Annotated in this window: 15 protein-coding genes; 9 read left to right on the top strand and 6 right to left on the bottom strand. The window is 72.8% G+C overall.

Going from position 1 to position 18,590, the window contains the following annotated elements:
- Nucleotides 1–187: 187 nt before the first annotated feature.
- Together SACE_RS18770 and SACE_RS18775 are read right to left on the bottom strand one after the other, a co-directional pair.
- Entirely contained in the window at nucleotides 188–391 is a 204-nt protein-coding gene (locus SACE_RS18770; protein ID WP_009947882.1) for a cold-shock protein, read from the bottom strand.
- A 351-nt stretch (nucleotides 392–742) separates the two neighbouring features.
- Nucleotides 743–1,909 carry a Glu/Leu/Phe/Val family dehydrogenase gene (locus tag SACE_RS18775; RefSeq protein WP_037303984.1) on the bottom strand — a complete coding sequence of 389 codons (1,167 nt, stop codon included), beginning with the start codon at nucleotides 1,907–1,909 and terminating at the stop codon, nucleotides 743–745.
- Between the two features lie 638 nt (nucleotides 1,910–2,547).
- Between SACE_RS18775 and SACE_RS18780 the strand changes: the two genes are divergently transcribed.
- From SACE_RS18780 to SACE_RS18790, 3 genes are all read left to right on the top strand, one after another.
- Nucleotides 2,548–3,378, top strand: coding sequence for a hypothetical protein (locus tag SACE_RS18780; protein ID WP_009947880.1), 831 nt, complete (start codon nucleotides 2,548–2,550; stop codon nucleotides 3,376–3,378).
- Nucleotides 3,379–3,435: 57 nt separating this feature from the next.
- Nucleotides 3,436–5,073 carry an amidohydrolase gene (locus SACE_RS18785; protein ID WP_009947879.1) on the top strand — a complete coding sequence of 546 codons (1,638 nt, stop codon included), beginning with the start codon at nucleotides 3,436–3,438 and terminating at the stop codon, nucleotides 5,071–5,073.
- A 71-nt stretch (nucleotides 5,074–5,144) separates the two neighbouring features.
- Complete coding sequence (locus SACE_RS18790; RefSeq protein WP_231849692.1) at nucleotides 5,145–6,149, top strand: aldose 1-epimerase family protein; 1,005 nt, start codon at nucleotides 5,145–5,147, stop codon at nucleotides 6,147–6,149.
- Here the strand turns inward: SACE_RS18790 and SACE_RS18795 are convergent, their stop codons facing one another.
- The 3 genes from SACE_RS18795 to SACE_RS18805 form a co-directional block, all read right to left on the bottom strand.
- Entirely contained in the window at nucleotides 6,150–6,926 is a 777-nt protein-coding gene (locus SACE_RS18795) for a serine hydrolase (protein WP_231849693.1), read from the bottom strand. It lies immediately after the preceding gene.
- A gap of 55 nt (nucleotides 6,927–6,981) precedes the next feature.
- Nucleotides 6,982–8,436: an amino acid permease gene (locus SACE_RS18800; RefSeq protein WP_009947875.1), complete on the bottom strand. Its 1,455-nt coding sequence runs from the start codon at nucleotides 8,434–8,436 to the stop codon at nucleotides 6,982–6,984.
- Between the two features lie 200 nt (nucleotides 8,437–8,636).
- Nucleotides 8,637–9,623 carry an ornithine cyclodeaminase family protein gene (locus SACE_RS18805; protein ID WP_009947874.1) on the bottom strand — a complete coding sequence of 329 codons (987 nt, stop codon included), beginning with the start codon at nucleotides 9,621–9,623 and terminating at the stop codon, nucleotides 8,637–8,639.
- Between the two features lie 213 nt (nucleotides 9,624–9,836).
- Between SACE_RS18805 and SACE_RS18810 the strand changes: the two genes are divergently transcribed.
- From SACE_RS18810 to SACE_RS18830, 5 genes are all read left to right on the top strand, one after another.
- Nucleotides 9,837–11,393, top strand: a complete 1,557-nt coding sequence (locus SACE_RS18810; RefSeq protein WP_009947873.1) for an aldehyde dehydrogenase family protein — start codon at nucleotides 9,837–9,839, stop codon at nucleotides 11,391–11,393.
- The gene (locus SACE_RS18815) at nucleotides 11,390–12,538 is read left to right on the top strand and encodes an NAD(P)/FAD-dependent oxidoreductase (RefSeq protein ID WP_009947872.1); all 1,149 of its coding nucleotides are present in this window, start codon (nucleotides 11,390–11,392) and stop codon (nucleotides 12,536–12,538) included. The genes SACE_RS18810 and SACE_RS18815 overlap by 4 nt, the downstream gene beginning before the upstream one ends.
- Nucleotides 12,539–12,630: 92 nt before the next feature.
- On the top strand, nucleotides 12,631–13,806 hold the full coding sequence (locus SACE_RS18820) for a Glu/Leu/Phe/Val family dehydrogenase (RefSeq protein WP_009947871.1): 1,176 nt from the start codon (nucleotides 12,631–12,633) through the stop codon (nucleotides 13,804–13,806).
- Nucleotides 13,807–13,814: 8 nt separating this feature from the next.
- Nucleotides 13,815–14,762 carry a LysR family transcriptional regulator gene (locus tag SACE_RS18825; protein ID WP_009947869.1) on the top strand — a complete coding sequence of 316 codons (948 nt, stop codon included), beginning with the start codon at nucleotides 13,815–13,817 and terminating at the stop codon, nucleotides 14,760–14,762.
- Nucleotides 14,759–16,948, top strand: a complete 2,190-nt coding sequence (locus SACE_RS18830; protein ID WP_009947868.1) for a thiamine pyrophosphate-dependent enzyme — start codon at nucleotides 14,759–14,761, stop codon at nucleotides 16,946–16,948. The genes SACE_RS18825 and SACE_RS18830 overlap by 4 nt, the downstream gene beginning before the upstream one ends.
- Here the strand turns inward: SACE_RS18830 and SACE_RS18835 are convergent.
- A complete protein-coding gene (locus SACE_RS18835; RefSeq protein WP_009947867.1) occupies nucleotides 16,938–17,387 on the bottom strand; it encodes a MerR family transcriptional regulator in 450 nt (149 codons plus the stop codon). The two genes, SACE_RS18830 and SACE_RS18835, sit on opposite strands and share 11 nt — an antisense overlap.
- Before the next feature lie 56 nt (nucleotides 17,388–17,443).
- Here SACE_RS18835 and SACE_RS18840 point away from each other — a divergent pair, with 56 nt between their 5' ends.
- Nucleotides 17,444–18,415, top strand: coding sequence for an SDR family NAD(P)-dependent oxidoreductase (locus tag SACE_RS18840; RefSeq protein WP_009947866.1), 972 nt, complete (start codon nucleotides 17,444–17,446; stop codon nucleotides 18,413–18,415).
- Nucleotides 18,416–18,590 lie beyond the last annotated feature (175 nt).

The raw sequence follows: 18,590 nt of genomic DNA on the forward strand, positions 1-18,590 counted from the left end.
CGGGTGAACCTCGGAGGTCGTGCGAGCCTCCGTCGCGGCGCCGCGGCACGACTGGGCCCACGGGGCATGGTCCGGACAGGACACCGCCCCTGGCCTGGGCAGGAGCCGGGCTTCGCCCTAGGGACCAGCACGACGGCAGGCCCGCACCGCCGTGCGGTGCGGGCCTGCCGGACTGTCTCAGGCGATCTCAGATCGTGCGGATCTGCGCGGCCTGCGGCCCCTTCGGGCCCTGGGCGATCTCGAACTCCACCCGCTGGTTCTCGTCCAGCGTGCGGAAACCGGTGGCGTCAATCGCCGAGTAGTGGGCGAACACGTCGGCGCCGCCCCCGTCGGGGGTGATGAAGCCGAATCCCTTTTCAGCGTTGAACCACTTGACGGTACCGGTAGCCATTCTCTGTCTCCTACTTCTAATGGCCAGGGTCAACACTTCGTAGACCCCAAGTCGCCGAGATGATCACCCGGGCCGGAAACGGCCTCCGGCACAACAAAGTGCCTGCGTCACATTGTTTCGCAGGCACTTTCGAGTACTTCTGGGAACCAAAACTGCAACTGCGACCACGCTAGCACTCCCGACGCGGGTTGTCACACACTCATCACCCGAAGTCGTGGCCGCCGCGCCGGGTTGTAACGCCCGGCCAATTCCCGCCGACTTCCCCTGGAAGTACAACGGGTGCGCCCGGCAGGCACCTGGGCCGGCCGGGCGCACCCGTGCGCTTGCGCCACCCGCGACGCGGCGGACCGGTCAGGGAATGCTGACCAGCAGCCGCCCCTCGGCCTCGGCGACCCGGTTCTGCTCGGTCTGCCAGTCGGCCAGCTCCAGCGCCGCGGCCCGCGGGGTCGTGCCGTCGGCGTCCCAGGCCGCCAGCAGCGGCGGGATCTTGGCCAGCATCTCCTCGCGCAGCACGCTGAACGACAGCACCGGGTCGGCGTCGACCCTGCCCAGCAGCAGCCACCAGGCCCAGGCGACCGCCCCGGAGTTGGCCACGAAGTCCGGGATCACCGGGATGCCCCGGGCCGCCAGCAGCTCCTCGGCCTCCGGCGTCACCGGCGTGTTGGCCGCCTCGATGACCACCTTCGCCGAGACCTCGGGCACCTGGAGCGGCGTGATCGCGTACGACACCGCCGCCGGGATCAGCACGTCGACGTCGGCGGTCAGGACCGCCTCGCGCGGCAGCCGCTGCACGTCGGCGGGAACCTGGTCGCGGTCGATCTCGCCGAAGCGGTCGCGCATCTCCAGCAGCGCGGGGATGTCCAGGCCGTCCGGGTGGTGGAGCGCGCCCGCGGCGTCGGCGACCGTGACGACCTTCAGCCCCGCCTCGTGCAGGTACCAGGCGGCGCCGCCGCCCATCGTGCCCACGCCCTGCACCGCGACGGTTGTCTCGGCGCTGTCCCAGCCCCGGGCCTGCACGACGCCCAGGCAGCTCTGCGCCACGCCGTATCCGCCGACGACGTCGCCCAGCAGCAGCCCGCCCGGCACCGGGGCGTTGAGCCCGGCGCGGATCCGGCGCAGGGTGTGCCCGACGTCGGGGGCGCGGCGGATGGCCGCGTGGTAGGACTGCTGCAGCCCCACCTCGGCGAAGACCTCGTCGATGAGGTGCTGCGGAACCCCTAGGTCCTCGGCGGTGACCCAGTGCGCGTCGATCCACGGCCGCATCGCCTCGACGAACCGGCGCAGCACGCCGCGCGCTTCGGGATCCTTGGGGTCGCAGTCGATGCCGCCCTTGGCGCCACCGACCGGCAGGTTGAACACCGCAGTCTTGCGGGCCATGCCGCGCGCGAGGTCCTCGACCTCCGACATCGTGCAGCCGGCGCGCATCCGGGTCCCGCCGGTGGCAAGGCCGGACACCAGGCTGTGCACGACCAGGAATCCACGCTTGCCCGTCACCGGGTCGGTCCACGTCACCTTCATCAGCGGGGCGCAGTCGACGAGTGCCACCAGCCGAACCTCCTCTCAATTCGCAGTGCATGACGACGGGCACCGGGAGGTGCCCGCTTGGGTGCCGATCGATGGGGCGTGCCTTGAACCCGGCCGGAAGATCACCGCCGGTCACACGCGCTGCGCTGTGGGCCCTCGCCGCCCGGACGGGCGGCGGGCGTCACGAATGTCGCAGCCAGAGCGAGGAAGAAGACAACCAACGCACGGGACGCGGGTGGCCGTACTCGTTGAGCTGCATGGTCACCTCCGCGTCGGAGTTGGCGATGTGACGAAGCTAAACCCCGCCTGGATTTATTGTCAACAATCGTGCTATCCGACATTCGAAGCGTCATCAGGAATTCACAGCCGCAAGCCTTTCTCCTTCCAGTAGCAGCGCTGTGACCTGCGGTTTCACCCCGGTGGAGCAGTGCGGCAACTGGCCCTGACACGTCACTCGGAAGGGGGCTTAAGCTTCTGCACGCGGCGGTGGCCGCCCCCGCGGGGACAAGGGATCGGCCGATCCGGCGAACCGGCGCCGCGCGCCCGGACCGCCCGCTCGGGCGCGCGGACGGCACATCGGGACTTGCGTGAAACGGCTCCCGCGGTCGGAGTCGCACTGGGAGGATGCAGGCATGAGCCAACCGGGACCCAACAACCCGCCGGGTGCACTGGACGAGGCGGCGCAGCAGCAGCTCATCCAGGAGATCGGCCGGGTGATCGTGCGCGCCCTCCCGCCGGGCTGGCAGGAAGCCACCGTCGAGTACCGCGCGATCGGTCCGCACAGCGAACTCGTGGCGCAGCTGCTGGCGCCCAACGGCACCGTCGTGCCGATCGCCGCCCCGTCCGACGCCACCGAGCTCTTCACCCGGCTGCGCCACGGCATGTACCGGCCCGAGCGCGGTACCTGGATCAGCGCGCAGTACCGGCTGCAGCGGCCGGGCAGCTACAGCGTCGACTTCAACGGCGACTTCGAGCCGGCCTGGCGCGCCGCGCCGGACGGCGAGGCCCACGCCGACGAGCTCCGCCGCTACCCCCGGGCCGCGGCCAACATCCCGGCCTGGCTGGCCCGGGCCGCTGGCGCTCCCGCCGCGGACCCCGCCCTGCGCACCGCGGAGGTCTTCGACGGCAACGGCCGTCCGATCACCGAGCGCCCCTCGGTCGGCCCGGAGGACCACGAGCAGGTGCTGGCCTACCTCGAACGCGCGCCGATCGTGCTGGCCGCCCGCAGCTACGACGCCGACAAGCTCGACCCGGAGCGCGGCCCCGCCGTCCCGCTGACCTTCCACACCGACGGGCGCTGGATCTGGCCCGGCGCGGCCGGCTACTACCTGCGCGCGCACGGCGTCGCCCCCGAGCCCGACCTGCTCGCCCACATCCGCGGTGCCGGCTTCCGGCTGCCCGAGGTCGACGAGCGGACCCGCGAGCTGGCGGTCGCGCTGATCACCGGCGAGGCCCAGGGCTGATCCGCCGGTCCGCACCGGCTGCGGCTGCCACAATGACCGCGGACGTGGGAGACGGACATGCGCAACGGTCCATCGCGGAGTGGTGACGGCGGGCCCGCGGAGCTGGCCTTCGTCGGCGGCCCGGTGGCCACAATGGACTCCGCCCGGTCCGCCACCGACGCGGTCGCGGTGCGCGGCGGACGGATCGTGGCGCTCGGCGGGCCGGACGTGCGCTCCCGCATCACGCCTTCCACCGAGGTCGTCGACCTGCGCGGGCGGCTGCTGCTGCCGGGGTTCCACGACGCGCACGTGCACCCGGTCTACGGCGGCCTCCAACGGCTGCGCTGCGATCTGACCGACAGCGCCGACGCGCAGGACTGCCTGCGGCGCATCGGGGAGTACGCGCGGTCGCGCCCCGACACCGAGTGGGTGCTGGGTGGCGGCTGGGACATGGGGCAGTTCCCCGGCGGCACGCCCTCGCGCGAGGCGCTGGACGCGGTGACCGGGGATCGTCCGGCCTACCTGATCAACCGCGACCACCACGGCGCCTGGGTGAACAGCGCGGCGCTGCGGCTGGCCGGCGTCGACCGCGACACGCCGGATCCGCCGGACGGCCGGGTGGAACGCGACCGCGACGGCGGTCCGGCCGGGACGTTGCACGAAGGTGCCACGGCGCTGGTCTCCCGCGTCGTGCCCGCGACCACCGAGCAGCAGTACCGGGAGGGCTTGCTCGAAGGGCAGCGGGTTCTGCACTCGCTCGGCGTGACGAGCTGGCACGACGCCATCATCGGCCCCTACCTAGGCTACGCCGACACGCTCGGGACCTACGTGGACCTGGACCGGCGGGGCCTGCTCACCGGCCGCGTCCGCGGCGCGCTTTGGTGGGACCGCGAGCGCGACGAGTCGCAGATCCCAGAGCTGCTCGCGCGGCGGGAACAGGCGCGCGGCGAGCGCTTCCGGGCCGAGACGGTCAAGATCATGCAGGACGGTGTCTGCGAGAACCTGACCGCCGCGATGCTGCTGCCCTACGTCGGCGGCCACGGCAGCGGACTTTCCTACCTGACGCGGGAAGCGCTGTCGCGCGCCGTGCGGCTGCTCGACGCCGAGGGTTTCCAGCTGCACTTCCACGCGGTCGGCGACCGGGCCATCCGCGACACGCTCGACGCGGTGGAGGCGGCGCGGGCCGCCAACGGCATGAACGACCTGCGCCACCAGATCGCGCACGTGCAGGTGGTGCAGCCGAGCGACGTGCCGCGCTTCCACGAGCTCGGCGTGGCCGCCACGATCCAGGCGATGTGGGCGGTCAACGACGCGGCGATGACCGAGCTGACGGTGCCGCACCTGGGGCACCGCCGCGCGGGATGGCAGTACCCGTTCCGGTCGCTGCGCGCCGCGGGTGCCGTGCTCGCCGCGGGCAGCGACTGGCCGGTGTCGGACGCCTCGCCCATGCGTGCGGTGCACGTCGCGGTCAACCGCCGCGAGCCCGGTGACGACGACCCGTTCCTGCCCGAGCAGGGGCTGGACCTGGTCGACGCGCTGGCCGCCTACACCGCGGGCAGCGCGTGGGTGAACCACGTCGAGCACGAGGTCGGCACGATCGAGCTCGGCAAGGCGGCGGATCTGGTGGTGCTCGAGGGCGACCCGTTCTCCCTGCCCGCGAACGAGATCGGGCTGTGCGGCGTCGACATGACCGTTGTGGACGGTCGCATCGTCTGAGCGCCCTTGGTTCCCCCATGACCGGTGTCCGCCCGGCGGCGGGAACGCCGGTCCGTGGCAGGATCGGCCGCGTGTGGTACTTGGACGAGCAGTCACCGCAGCGGTTGCGGCAGTACGTGGGATCGCCGGCCCAGGTGGCCGGCATCGACCGGTTCTGCGAGGAGGACGGACCGGCCAGGGGCGCCCGCCGGTTCCAGGTGCGCACCGGGTCGGGGCTGGTGTTCGACGTGCTGCCGGACCGCGGCCTCGACCTCGGGGCGGCGAGCTTCCGGGGTGTGCCGCTGGCCTGGATCTCCCCCGCCGGGCACGTCGGACCCGGGCACGTCGAGCACGAGGGCACGGGCTGGCAACGCACTTTCGGCGGAGGGCTGCTCACCACCTGCGGCCTCGACCAGTTCGGCGCGCCCGCCACCGACGAGGGCCAGGAGTTCGGGCTGCACGGCAGGGCGAGCGGACTCGCCGCCCAGCAGGTCAACACCGTGGCCGACGGGCGGCTGGAGGTCACCGGCAGGCTCCGGCAGACGCGGTTGTTCGGCGAGAACATCGTGCTGGACCGCGCCATCACCACCGAACTGGGCTCGCGCGCGGTCACCGTCACCGACACCGTGACCAACGAGGGCTTCGAGCCGCAGCCGCACATGGTGCTCTACCACATGAACCTCGGCTGGCCGCTGCTCGACAGCGGCAGCGTCCTGCGCGTCCCCGGGGCCGAACCCGTCGCGCGCGACGCCGAAGCCGAGCGCGGGCTCGGCTCCTGGGACACCTTCACCGCGCCCAGCCCGGGTTTCGCCGAACAGGTCTTCCGCCACGACTTCGCCGAGCCCGGACCGGCCGAGGCGCGGCTGCTCAACCCGGATCTGGGGCTGTCGCTGGCCATCCGCTTCGACACCAGGCGGCTTCCCGGGCTGTTCCAGTGGAAGATGCTCGGTGCAGGCACCTACGTGCTCGGCATCGAGCCCGCCAACTGCCGGGTGATCGGCGGCCGCGCCGCCGCCCGCGCCGCGGGCGAGCTTCCGGTGCTGGAGCCGGGCGAGTCGCGGTCCTACGCCGTCGAGGTCGAGGTGGCCGAGGCCTGATCAGTCCAGCGCCTCGTAGACGCTGAGCCCGAGACCGGCGATGCGGGCCGCGCCCGCGCGGTGGTCGGCCAGCTCGTCGACGAGCACCGCCACCACCGCGCGCGGGCGCTCGTGGTCGCCGATCAGCGCGACGTCGTGGCGGGAACCGTCGATCTCGCCGGTCTTGTTCCAGCACCGCGCGCCTTCCGGCAGCAGCGCGGGCAGGCGGTCCCGGACCTGCTGCCGCGACAGCACCCACAACGCGTGCTGGGTGAGCCGCGGCGGAAGAACCGTTCCCCTGGCGAGGGAGTCGAGGATGCGGGCCTGGTCCAGCGCGCAGGTGGTGTTGCGGCCGGGGTCCTGCACCCGCATGAGCAGCCGCTGGACCTGCGTGCCCTCGCAGCCGAGCTCCGCGGCCAGCTCGCCGACCGCCTCGAAGCCGACCGCCTCGATCACAGCGTTGGTGGCCGTGTTGTCGCTTATGGAGATCATCAGGGTGATGGCATCGGCCAGCTCGAGGCACCGCAGGCCCGGCAGGTCCTTGAGCACCCCGGCGCCGCCGACCCGCTCGTCGGGGAACCGCACCTCGGTGTCCAGCGCGAGGCCGCCGCGCTGGACCTCCCGCAGGGCGGTGAGCATCACCAGGACCTTGATCGTGCTGGCCGGGTGCACCACCCGCCGAGCGCCGAACAGGACCGGTTCCCGCTCGTCGAGGTCCCATGCGGCGAACCCGACCCGGCCGGGGAAGTCCGCCCAGCCCGGCTCGAGCGCCTCGCGCAAGCGATCGGCGAATCCCACGCTCTCCTCCTCCAGCGGCGCCAGGCGCCCATGATCGCCCATGCGCGCCGCCGGCTCACCTCCGGCCGGGCAGCTCGGACAGGTCGACCGAACCGCCGGGCATCACCCTGCGCGTGTTGCGGTAGCCGTAGAGGGCGTAGACGACCAGGCCGAGCACCAGCCACATGCCCAGCCGCAGCCAGGTCTCCCCCGACAGGAACGACATCAGCCAGGCGGAGAACAGCACGCCGAGTACGGGCACGACGGGCATGCCGGGGCAGCGGAAACCGCGCGGCAGGTCGGGACGCCGGTAGCGCAGCACGACCACCGCGGCGCACACGAGCACGAAGGCGAACAGGACGCCGATGTTGGTCAGCTCCGCGGCCTCCTCCACCGGCAGCAGCCCGGCCAGCACCGCCGAGACGACGCCGAGGATCCACGTCGCCCGGTGCGGAACCCGGCGCACCGGGTGCAGTTCGCCGAACCACTTCGGCATGAGCCCGTCGCGGCTGAGCGCGTACCACAGCCGGGACGCCCCCATCATGAACGAGAAGCTGACGGTCACGATGCCCAGCACCGCGCCGACGGCGATCACCACCGCCACGCCCTGCAAGCCGACACTGCTGAACGCGCTGGAGAAACCGCTGTCGGGGTCGACCTGGGTGTAGTGCACCATCCCGGTGAGCACGACGCAGGCGAGCACGTAGAGCACCATCGAGATGGCCAGCGACAGCACCATCGCCTTGGGCAGCAGCCTGCGCGCGTCGACCGACTCCTCGGCGGCCGTGCTCAGCGCGTCGTAGCCGAAGACCGCGAAGAACACCGTCGCCGCACCGGTCACCGCCCCGCCCCAGCCGAAGGGCGCGAACGGCTCCAGGTTACCGAAGTCCACTCTGGACAGACCGACCACGACCACCAGCAGCACCACCGCGATCTTGACCGCGGTCAGCACCACGTCGACCCGCGCGGAGGTCCTGGTGCCCCGGTTGAGCAGCCACGCCACGCCGAGGCAGATCAGCATCGCGATCAGGTCCACGCGGTGGCCCTCACCGGTGCCCGGCGCTCCCTGCATCCACAGCGGCAGGTCCACGCCCACCACCTCCAGCAGGTAGCCGACGTAGCCCGACATGCCGATCGACACCGTCGCGACGATCGCGGTGTACTCCAGCAGCAGGTCCCAGCCGATGATCCAGCCGACCACCTCGCCCAGCACCGCCGCGGCGTAGGTGTAGGACGACCCGGCGCGGGGCACCATGCCGGCGAACTCGGCGTAGGCGAAGGCCGCGCACAGCGACGCCGCGCCCGCGATGAGGAACGAGACCAGCACCGCGGGCCCCGCGATGTCCCTGGCGACCGCGCCCGCGAGGCTGAAGATGCCGGCGCCGATGATCGCGCCGACGCCGATCATCGTCAGCTGCGGCAGGCCGAGGACCCGCACCATGCGTCGTTCGGACTCGGTTTCCGGACGGGGCACCGTGCGGCGGAACACCCCGTTCGGCCCGGTGCCGAACAGGGAACCGCCGGATGCCACGGGATTCTCACGCAACTGCAACCTCCGACTGGCCGGCGCGGATCGCGCTGCCTGCGCTCGAGTGGGATCACGCCGACCCGGTTGCGGGCATGTTCATCCATGGCGGCCGTCCGGAAAACCCCGCGAGCATGCGGAACGCTCATGCTGAGCACCAGCCCCGCCGGGACTGACCGCGCCGCGCCGGACTCACCGCGGTGGACTCACAGCGTGCCGAGCACCGCGTGCGCCGCCGCCGCGTCCTGCACGCCGAGGCCGACGCTGTTGAAGAACACCACCTGGTCGTCGCGGGTGCGCCCGGGTGCGCGACCGAGCAGCACCTCGCCCAGCGACCGCAACCCGTCCCGGGTGATGTCGCCCCGCTCCAGGGCGTGCACGACGGGGCCCGCGTGCGACGCGGCGGTCGCGACGTCGTCGACCACGACCGCGCCGGCGCGCCGGACGAGCAGCTCGTCCACCTCGCGGCGGTGCGGTTCGAAGCTGCCGACGCTGAGCACGGTCGCCCCCGCCTCGATCCGGTCGGTCGGCACGACCGGCTGCGCCGAGAGCGTGCAGGTGACCACGACGGGCGCCGAGCGGACGGCTTCGGCCGCGCTGCCGACGGCCCGCACCGCCAGCCCCAGCTCGGCCGAAAGCTCGGCCGCCGCCGACTCCCGTCGCCGCGGGTCGCGGCTGAAGATCCGCACCTCGCGCAGCCGCCGCACCCGCGCGATGGCGCGGACGTGCGCCCTGGCCTGCACGCCGGAGCCGATCACGGCGAGTTCGTCGGCCGACGGCAGCGCGAGCGCGTCGGCGGCCACCGCGCTGCCTGCCGCCGTGCGCAGCTCGGTCAGGGCGGTGGCGGCCATGACCGCGACCGTCCGCCCGGTGACCGCGTCCAGCACGAGGACCGTCGCCGAGATCGCGGGCAGACCCTCCTCCGCGTTGCCGGGGTGGACCGCGACCAGCTTGCTCACCGCACCGTGGGCCGGGGAGAGCCTGCTCAGGTAGCACAGGGTGGTGTCGTCACCGGTGCGCAGCGCGACCTTCTCGGCCAGTTGCACCTCTCCCCTGCCCAGCCACTCGAACGCCAGCCGCTGCGAACGGATCGCCGCGTCGACGTCGAGCGCCTCGGCCACCTGCTCGTCGCTGCACACCCGCATGTCCACCTCCGTCGCCCCGCGGCCCACCCGGCCGCCGATGCGCAGCACGGTGCCACACGGGCACCCGGGCCGGACAGGGTGATCAACTCCGGAGCGTGTTCGAGCGACAGTGGCGCTGTCCCTCAGTTCGAGAAGAAATCACTCTTCTGATTCTCCGCCGATCGCCCCCTCCGGCATTACGGTGGCCCCACCGGGTCACAGCCCGGCTGCGATCAGCGACGAGGAAGAGGTGGAATGTCGGTGGAGTCGACGTTGAGCTCAGTGATCGGCCCGGACACCACGGCCGTGGACGACGGCGGCACCGAGTACCTCTCGCGCAACCCGTCGAACCTCGACGACGTGGTGGCGCGGGTCCGGCTCGGCGGCCCGGACACCCTGCGCGTCGCCGCCGAGAACGCCCAGCGCGCCCAGCGCGAGTGGGCCCAGGTGCCCGCCCCGGTGCGCGGCCGCGTGGTCGCGGGCCTGGGACGGCTGGTCGAGGCGAACAAGGAGTCGCTGGCCAAGCTGGTGACCCGCGAGATCGGCAAGCCCTACGCCGAGGCGCTGGGCGAGGTCCAGGAGATCATCGACACCTGCGACTTCTTCCTCGGCGAGGGGCGCAGGCTCTACGGGCAGACCGTGCCGTCGGAGATGCCCGACAAGCAGCTGTTCACCTTCCGGGTCCCGGTCGGGGTCGCCGCGGTGATCACCGCGGGCAACTTCCCGGTCGCGGTGCCCTCCTGGTACATCGTCCCGGCGCTGCTGTGCGGCAACGCCGTGGTGTGGAAGCCCGCCGAGTACGCCGCGGCCGCCGCCCGCGCGGTCGCCGAGCTGGCGTGGCGCGCCGGCGTGCCGCGCGGCGTGCTCAACCTCGTCTACGCCGATGGCGAGGCGACCTTCAAGGGCCTGGAGGCCGCCTTGGAGGCGGGCACGGTCAACAAGGTCGGCTTCACCGGTTCCAGCGCGGTCGGCACCCGCGTCGGCGAGCTCTGCGGACGCCACCTGCAGAGCCCGTGCCTGGAGCTGGGCGGCAAGAACCCGATGGTCGTGGCCGCCGACGCCGACCTGGACCTGGCGGTGGAGGGCGCGCTGTTCTCCGGCTGGGGCACGGCCGGCCAGCGCTGCACCTCGCTGGGCAACCTGATCGTGCACCGCGACCTGCACGACGAGTTCGTCTCGCGCCTGGACGAGGCGCTGCGCTCGGCCACGATCGGCGAGCCGACCGGCGACGTGCTCTACGGCCCGCTGCTGGACCAGAAGTTCGCCGACGGTTTCGAGTCCGTGCTCGGCACGATCGCCGACCACCACACCGTGCTCGGCTCGGAGTCGGTCGGCCGGATCACCGAGTCCGCGCCGCGCAAGGGCTTCCACGGCGACCCGTCGACCGGGCTGTACTACCACCCGGTGCTGCTGGACGGCCTGCGGCCCGACGACCACGTCTTCCGCCAGGAGACCTTCGGCCCGATCGTGGGCGTGAGCACCTTCGACACCCTCGACGAGGCGATCGAGCTGGGCAACCTGCCGGGCTACGGGCTGTCGGCCGCCGTCTACACCACCAACCCGCAGACGGCGTTCCGCTTCCGCCAGGGCATCGGGGCGGGCATGGTCAGCGTCAACAACTCCACCTCCGGAGCCGAGGCGCACCTGCCCTTCGGCGGCAACGGCCGCTCCGGCAACGGCAGCCGCCAGTCCGGGATCTGGGTGCTCGACCAGTTCACCCGCTGGCAGTCGCTGAACTGGGACTTCTCCGGCAAGCTGCAGAAGGCCCAGATGGACGTCGACACCGTCGAGCCGGAGATGGACTACCGGCTGCCTCCGGAGCTGGGGGGTGGCGCATGACCCTGCCGCCACGGGCGGAGGTCGTCGTGGCCGGCGGCGGGGTGATGGGCGTGAGCACCGCCTTCCACCTCGCCGAGGCCGGCGTCGACGTCCTGCTGCTGGAGCGGGACGAGCTGGGCGCGGGCAGCACCAGCAAGGCGGCGGGCGGGATCCGGGCGATGTTCTCCGACCCGGTGAACATCGAGCTGGGGCGGCGCAGCCTGCGGGCGTTCGAGGAGTTCGCCGGCAGGCCCGGCGGCGAGATCGACCTCAAGCAGCACGGCTACCTGTTCCTGCTGGCCGATCCGGAGGACGTCGCCGCGTTCGAGCGCAGCGTCGAGCTGCAGAACTCCCTCGGGGTGCCCAGCCGGATGCTCACCGTCGAGCAGGCCCGCGAGCTCTCCCCGTACGTCGAGCCCGACGGGCTCCTGGCCGCGGCGTTCTCGCCGACCGACGGCCACTGCACCCCGGAGGCCGTGGTTCAGGGCTATGCCCAGGGCGCGCGGCGGCACGGCGCGGTGATCCGACGGCACTGCGAGGTCACGGGCATCGACGTCGACGACGGCGAGATCACCGGTGTGCGCACCGCGCAGGGCCGGGTCGCGACCTCGACCGTGGTCTGCGCGACCGGCGCGTGGTCGGCGGCGCTGGGCGAGATGGCCGGGGTGGAGCTGCCCGTCCGCCCGCTGCGGCGGCAGATCCTGGTGACCGAGCCGGTGCCCGGGATGCCCCCGCGGATGCCGTTCACCATCGACTTCTCCACCAGCTTCTACTTCCACGACGAAGGGCCGGGACTGCTCATCGGCATGTCCGACCCCGACGAGGAGTACGGGTTCCGGCTCGGCACCGACGACGCCTGGCTCGACGGGCTCTCGGAGGCGGTGGCCCGGCGGGCTCCGGCGCTGTCGGAAGTCGGTGTCGCGCACGGCTGGGCGGGGCTCTACGAGATCACGCCCGACCACAACGCCCTGGTGGGCGAGTCGGCGGAGGTCAGCAGGTTCCTGTACGCGACCGGGTTCTCCGGGCACGGCTTCCTGCAGGGGCCGGCGATCGGCGAGGTCATGCGCGATCTCGTGCTCGGCCGCACCCCCGCCGTCGACGTCTCCGGTCTCAGCGTCCGCCGGTTCGAGGGCGCCGAGGTCCGGCCCGAGCACAACTGCGTGTGACCGCCGCAAGCACTTCACCTGTCCGCGTCCGCGCTTCGCGCGGATTCCCGCAACGCACCATCGGGGGCGTTGCGTCACAAAGGAGCACGACGGTGCGTGATCTGTTGCAGGAGATCGACGAGTGGGGCCCGGAGAAGGTCGTGTGCGTCTCCGACGCCCGGACCGGTATGCGCGGGGTGCTGGTCATCGACAACACCGCGCGCGGAACCGGCAAGGGCGGTACGCGGATGAGCCCGTCGGTGACGGTGACCGAGATCGCCCGCCTGGCCAGGGTGATGACGTGGAAGTGGGCCGCGGTGGACCTCTTCCACGGCGGCGCGAAGGCCGGCATCAACGCCGACCCGGGCTCACCGGACAAGGAGCGGATCGTGCGGGCGTTCGCCCGCAGGCTGGCCGACCAGATCCCGGCCAGCTACGTCGCGGGCCTGGACATGGGCATGACCGAGGACGACGCCGCGATCATCCAGGACGAGCTGGGCGACCGCGGCGCGGCGGTCGGCGTGCCCGAGTCGCTCGGCGGGGTGCCCTACGACCAGCTCGGCGTCACCGGTCACGGGGTCGCCGAGTCCGCCGACGCGGCGATGGCCCGCCTCGGCCGCGAGCTGGCCGGTGCCCGGGTCTCGTTGCAGGGCTTCGGCGCGGTGGGCACCGCCGCGGCCCGCAGGCTCGCCGAACTCGGCGCGCAGGTGGTCGCGCTGTCCACGGTCGACGGCACGGTGCACGACCCGGACGGTCTCGACGTCGGGTACTGGCTGGCGGCGCGCGCCGAGCTCGGCGACGCCTGCGTGCAGGCTGCCCCGGACCACCTGCGCGTCCCGCGCGGCCAGGAGCTGGTCGTCGACTGCGACGTGCTGGTGCCCGCGGCCGGGCAGGACGTCATCGACGAGCGGCTGGCCGGCGAGGTGCGCGCCGACCTGGTCGTCGAGGGGGCGAACCTGCCCACCACACCCGGTGCCCGGTCGCTGCTGGCAGCGCGCGGCATCACCGTGGTCCCCGACTTCATCGCCAACGCAGGCGGCGCGATCGCGGCCGGGTTCGCGATGGACGCCCGCAGGTCGGCGTTCCGCCCCGAGCCCGCGCTGATCCTCGACGAGGTGGCGCGCCGGTCCCGGGACAACACCGCCGTCGTGCTCGACATCGCGCGCGAGCACGACGTCCTGCCGCACGAGGCCGCGCTGCGGCTGGCCCAGGACCGGGTGCGCACGGCGATGCGGTTGCGCGGGCGCCTGCCCCGCCAGGAGGCCCGGCCCGAGGCCGTGACCGCGTAAGGACCACCATGCTCAACCCGATCCACCTGAGGACCCTCCAGGAGTGCGTGCGCACCGGCTCGTTCGCCGAAGCGGGCCGGGTCCTCGGCTACACCGCCTCCGCCGTCTCGCAGCAGATGGTGTTGCTCGAACGCGCCATCGGCGCCTCGCTGTTCGAGCGCTCCGCCCGCAGCGCGCGCAGCACCGGGCTGGCGATCCGGCTGGCCGAGCGCAGCAGGGACGCGCTCGGCGCGCTGGACGCGCTGGAGCGCGAGGTCCACGCGATGGTCGTCGGCGACGAGGGCAGCCTGCGGCTGGCCAGCTTCGCCACCGCCAACGCGCGGGTGCTGCCGGACGTGCTGGCCGCGGTGGTCGCGCAGCGACCCAACGCCGAGGTGCAGCTCGACGAGGGCGAGCCGGACGAGGTCCTCGACGGGGTGCTCGACGGCGTCGTCGACGCGGCGGTGGTCTTCGAGTACGACCTGGACCCCCGGCAGTGGCCGGTGGAGCTGTGCGTCACCGAGCTGATGGCCGAGCCGCTGCGGCTGGCGCTGCCGGACTCCCACCCGCTGGCCGGGTCGCCGGAGGTCGACCTGCGCGAGCTGTCCGACGAGGCGTGGATCTGCACCCGCCAGGACACCGCGGGCGCCCGCTCGCTGGTGCGGCTGGCCGCGGCGGCGGGCTTCGTGCCGCGCATCATCTTCCGCAGCAACGACTACGCCGTCATCCGGGACCTGGTCGCCCGCGGGCTCGGCGTCGCGGTCCTGCCCGCCATGGCGCTCGGTGACGACCACGTGCGCTTCAGCCGGATCGCCGGGTGGCAGCCGCACCGCAGGGTGCGCACCCTGCACCGCAAGCAGAACACCAACCCGCTGCTGCCCATCGCGCTGGAGTACCTGGCCAGGTCGTGCGCGGCGCTGGCCGAGAGCTGGCACGCCGGTGAGCGGCGGCAGCCGATCCGAGCGGAGGCGCCATGAACGGCCGCGAGCCCATCGACGAGCACTTCCTCAACACCGTCTCCGGGCTGCCCACCGGGACGCCGTCGGCGGAGGCGGAGGTGGACTCCGGCCGCCTGCTCGCCCTGTTCGACTCCCAGGCAGGCAGCAGGCACCTGGACTTCGCCGCCAGGCAGCTCGGTTCCCGCAAGCTCGGCTACTACAGCATCGGTTCGTCCGGGCACGAGTCCAACGCGGCGGTGGCCGACGCGCTGCGCCCCACCGACCCGGCGTTGCTGCACTACCGCTCGGGCGGCTTCTACGTCCACCGCGCACGCCAGGTCCCGGGGCACGACCCGCTGCGCGACGTGATGCTCGGCGTGGTCGCCTCGGCCGACGAGCCGGTCTCGGCCGGACGGCACAAGGTGTTCGGCCACGGCGACCTCGGCGTCATCCCGCAGACCTCCACGATCGCCTCGCACCTGCCGCGCGCGGTGGGCCTGGCGTTCTCCCTCGGCCGCGCCACCCAGCTCGGGGTCGGCAACGAGTGGGCGCCGGACTCGGTCGTGGTGTGCAGCTTCGGGGACGCTTCGGCGAACCATTCCACCGCCACCGGAGCGATCAACTCGGCACTGCACTGCGCGCACCAGGGCGTGCCGATGCCGCTGCTGCTGGTGTGCGAGGACAACGGGATCGGGATCAGCGTCCGCACCCCCCAGGGCTGGATCGAGTCCACCTACGGGCAGCGGCCCGGGCTGCGCTACTTCACCGCCGACGGGGACGACCCGCTGCGCTGCCTCGACGTCGCGCGCGAGGCCGCCGACTGGGTCCGGGCGAACCGGGCGCCGGCGTTCCTGCACCTGCGGACGGTCCGCCTGATGGGCCACGCCGGGTCCGATGTGGAGTCCGGATACCGGGCGCGCAGCGAGATCGTCGCCGACTACGACCGCGACCCGGTGCTCGCGACCGCGAAAACCCTGGTGCGCCACGGAATTCTGACGCCTGACGAGGTGGTCACCCGCTACGAGGCCAAACGCGATGAGGTCGCGCGGGTGGCCGAGGACGCCCTCACCCGGCGCAAGCTCGCCAACGCCGCCGAGGTGATGGCCTCCATCGCCCAGGACGACCCGGAAGCCGTCGAGCGGCGGGCGGCCTCGTCCGACCAGGACGCCAGGGCGCGTGCTTTCGGCGGCAAGCCGCCGGAGGCGGAGGGGCCCCTGACGCTGGCGCAGGCCATCAACCGGTCGCTGGCCGACGAGCTCGCCCGCGACGACGGCGCACTGGTCTTCGGCGAGGACGTCGCCCGCAAGGGCGGCGTGTACGGCGTGACCCGCGGGCTGCGCAAGAAGTTCGGCAGCGCGCGGGTCTTCGACACGCTGCTGGACGAGCAGAGCATCCTCGGCACCGCGCTGGGCGCCGGGCTCGCGGGCCTGCTGCCGATCCCGGAGATCCAGTACCTGGCCTACTTGCACAACGCGGCCGACCAGCTGCGCGGCGAGGCCGCCACGCTGGGCTTCTTCTCCAACGGCCGCTACCGCAACCCGATGGTCGTGCGCATCGCCGGCTACGGCTACCAGAAGGGCTTCGGCGGCCACTTCCACAACGACAACAGCGTCACCGCGCTGCGGGACCTGCCGGGCGTGGTCGTGGCCTCACCGTCGCGTCCCGACGACGCCGCGGCGATGCTGCGCACCTGCGTCGCCGCCGCCCGCGAGGACGGGCGGGTGTGCGTGTTCCTGGAACCGATCGCGCTGTACCACACCCGCGACCTGCACGAGTCCGGAGACGGCGGCTGGCTCGCGCGGTATCCGGAGCCGGGGACCGGGCACGTGCCGATCGGCCGGGCCAGCGAGCACGGCGACGGCCGGGACCTCACACTGGTCACCTTCGGCAACGGCGTGCCGATGAGCCTGCGGGTCGCGGCGCGGCTGCGCGAGCACGGGATCGGCGCCCGCGTCCTGGACCTGCGTTGGCTGGCTCCCCTTCCCGTCGACGACCTGCTCGCGGCGGCGCGAGCGACCGGCAGGGTGCTGGTGGTCGACGAGACCCGGCGCTCGGGAGGAGTGTCCGAGGCGGTGGTCACCGCGCTGGTCGACGGCGGCTTCGACGGCGCGGTCGGGCGGGTCGCGGGCGAGGACAGCTTCATCCCGCTCGGCGACGCCGCCTACCACGTGCTGCTGGACGAGGAGACCATCGAGCAGGAGGCGCTGCGCCTGGTCAAGCACTGACCCCCGGGGACGGCGCGCGTTCCGCGGGCACCGCGGTGTTCCAGAGCTCGTGCGCCGCTCCCCGCTCGAGGTGCTCCTCGTAGACGCCGATCTTGTGGTCGATCACGTCGAGGCAGCCGGTCAGCTCGCTGATCCTGGCGACCAGCTCCTCCCGGTGCCGTCGCAGCAGCGCGAGGCGGTCCTCCTCGGTGCCGGGTCCCCGGCGGACGAGCTCGGCGAAGCGGCGGATCGTGGCCAGCGGCATGCCCGAGGCGCGGAACTTCGTGCAGTAGACCAGCCACTCCACGTCCCGCTCGTCGTAGCGGCGCCTTCCGGTGGACCCGCGCCGCACCGGGCTCACGAGCAGTCCCTCGCGTTCGTAGAACCGCAACGCGTCGATGCTGAGACCGGTGCGTTCGGCGACCTGCCCGATGCCCAGGTCCGGTGTGGAGTGCGCCATGGCACCGAGCGTAGCCATTTGACCTGGAGAGCACTCCAGCTCCTAGCTTCGCCGCCATGACAACGACAACGCAGCACAAGACCGGCTCCGGCTTCAGCGCGTCGAGCACGGCCGCCGACGTCCTGGCCGGAGTCGACCTCTCCGGCAAGCTCGCCATCGTCACCGGCGGCTACTCCGGGATCGGGCTGGAGACCACCCGCGCGCTGGCAGGCGCCGGAGCCCACGTCGTCGTTCCCGCCCGGCGACGCGCGACCGCGGCCGACGCGACCGCGGGCATCGACGGCGTCGAGCTCGAGACCCTGGAACTCGGCGACCTCGGCAGCGTCCGCGAGTTCGCCGAGCGCTTCCTCGAATCGGGCCGCGACCTCGACATCGTCATCTGCGGCGCCGGTGTGATGGCCTGCCCGGAGACCCGGGTCGGGCCGGGCTGGGAGGCGCACTTCGCGATCAACCACCTCGGCCACCACGCCCTGGTGAACCTGCTGTGGCCGGCGCTAGCCCGCGGCGGTGGCGCCCGCGTCGTCGCGGTGTCCTCCGCAGGGCACCAGATCTCCGGAATCCGCTGGGACGACGTGCATTTCGAGCGCGGGTACGACAAGTGGCTCGCTTACGCCCAGTCGAAGACGGCCAACGCATTGTTCGCCGCCCGGCTCGACGTCCTCGGCCGGGACGCCGGAGTGCGCGCGTTCTCGGTGCACCCCGGCGCCATCCTGACGCCGCTGCAACGGCACCTGCGCCGGTCGGAGATGGTCGCCAACGGCTGGGTCGACGCGGACGGCAACCTGGTCGCCGACGGGTTCAAGACGCCGGAGCAGGGAGCCGCGACCCAGGTGTGGGCCGCGACCTCGCCTCGGTTGGAAGGCATGGGCGGCGCCTACTGCGAAGACTGCGACATCGCCGAACCCACCGAGAGCACCGCCATGGTGGCCGGGGTCCGCGACTACGCGACCGACCTCGAGCAGGCAGGGCGCCTGTGGTCGCTGTCGGCCGAACTGACCTGCGTCGACGCGTTCGCCGGTATCTGCTGAGCGCGCACCGGTTCCGAACGGGCGGCCCTTTCGACCGCTGGACCGTTCGGTCCCACCCGGCACCGCCGGAGGGCCTGACCGGCCGGTCCGAACGGTCCTGATCGATTGACGGTACTGGTCTGGACCAAATACCTTCTCGGCGTCGATCGTCGCTCCGCCCCGACGAGACCCGGGA

This window comes from Saccharopolyspora erythraea NRRL 2338, from assembly GCF_000062885.1.
Taxonomy (GTDB): domain Bacteria; phylum Actinomycetota; class Actinomycetes; order Mycobacteriales; family Pseudonocardiaceae; genus Saccharopolyspora_D; species Saccharopolyspora_D erythraea.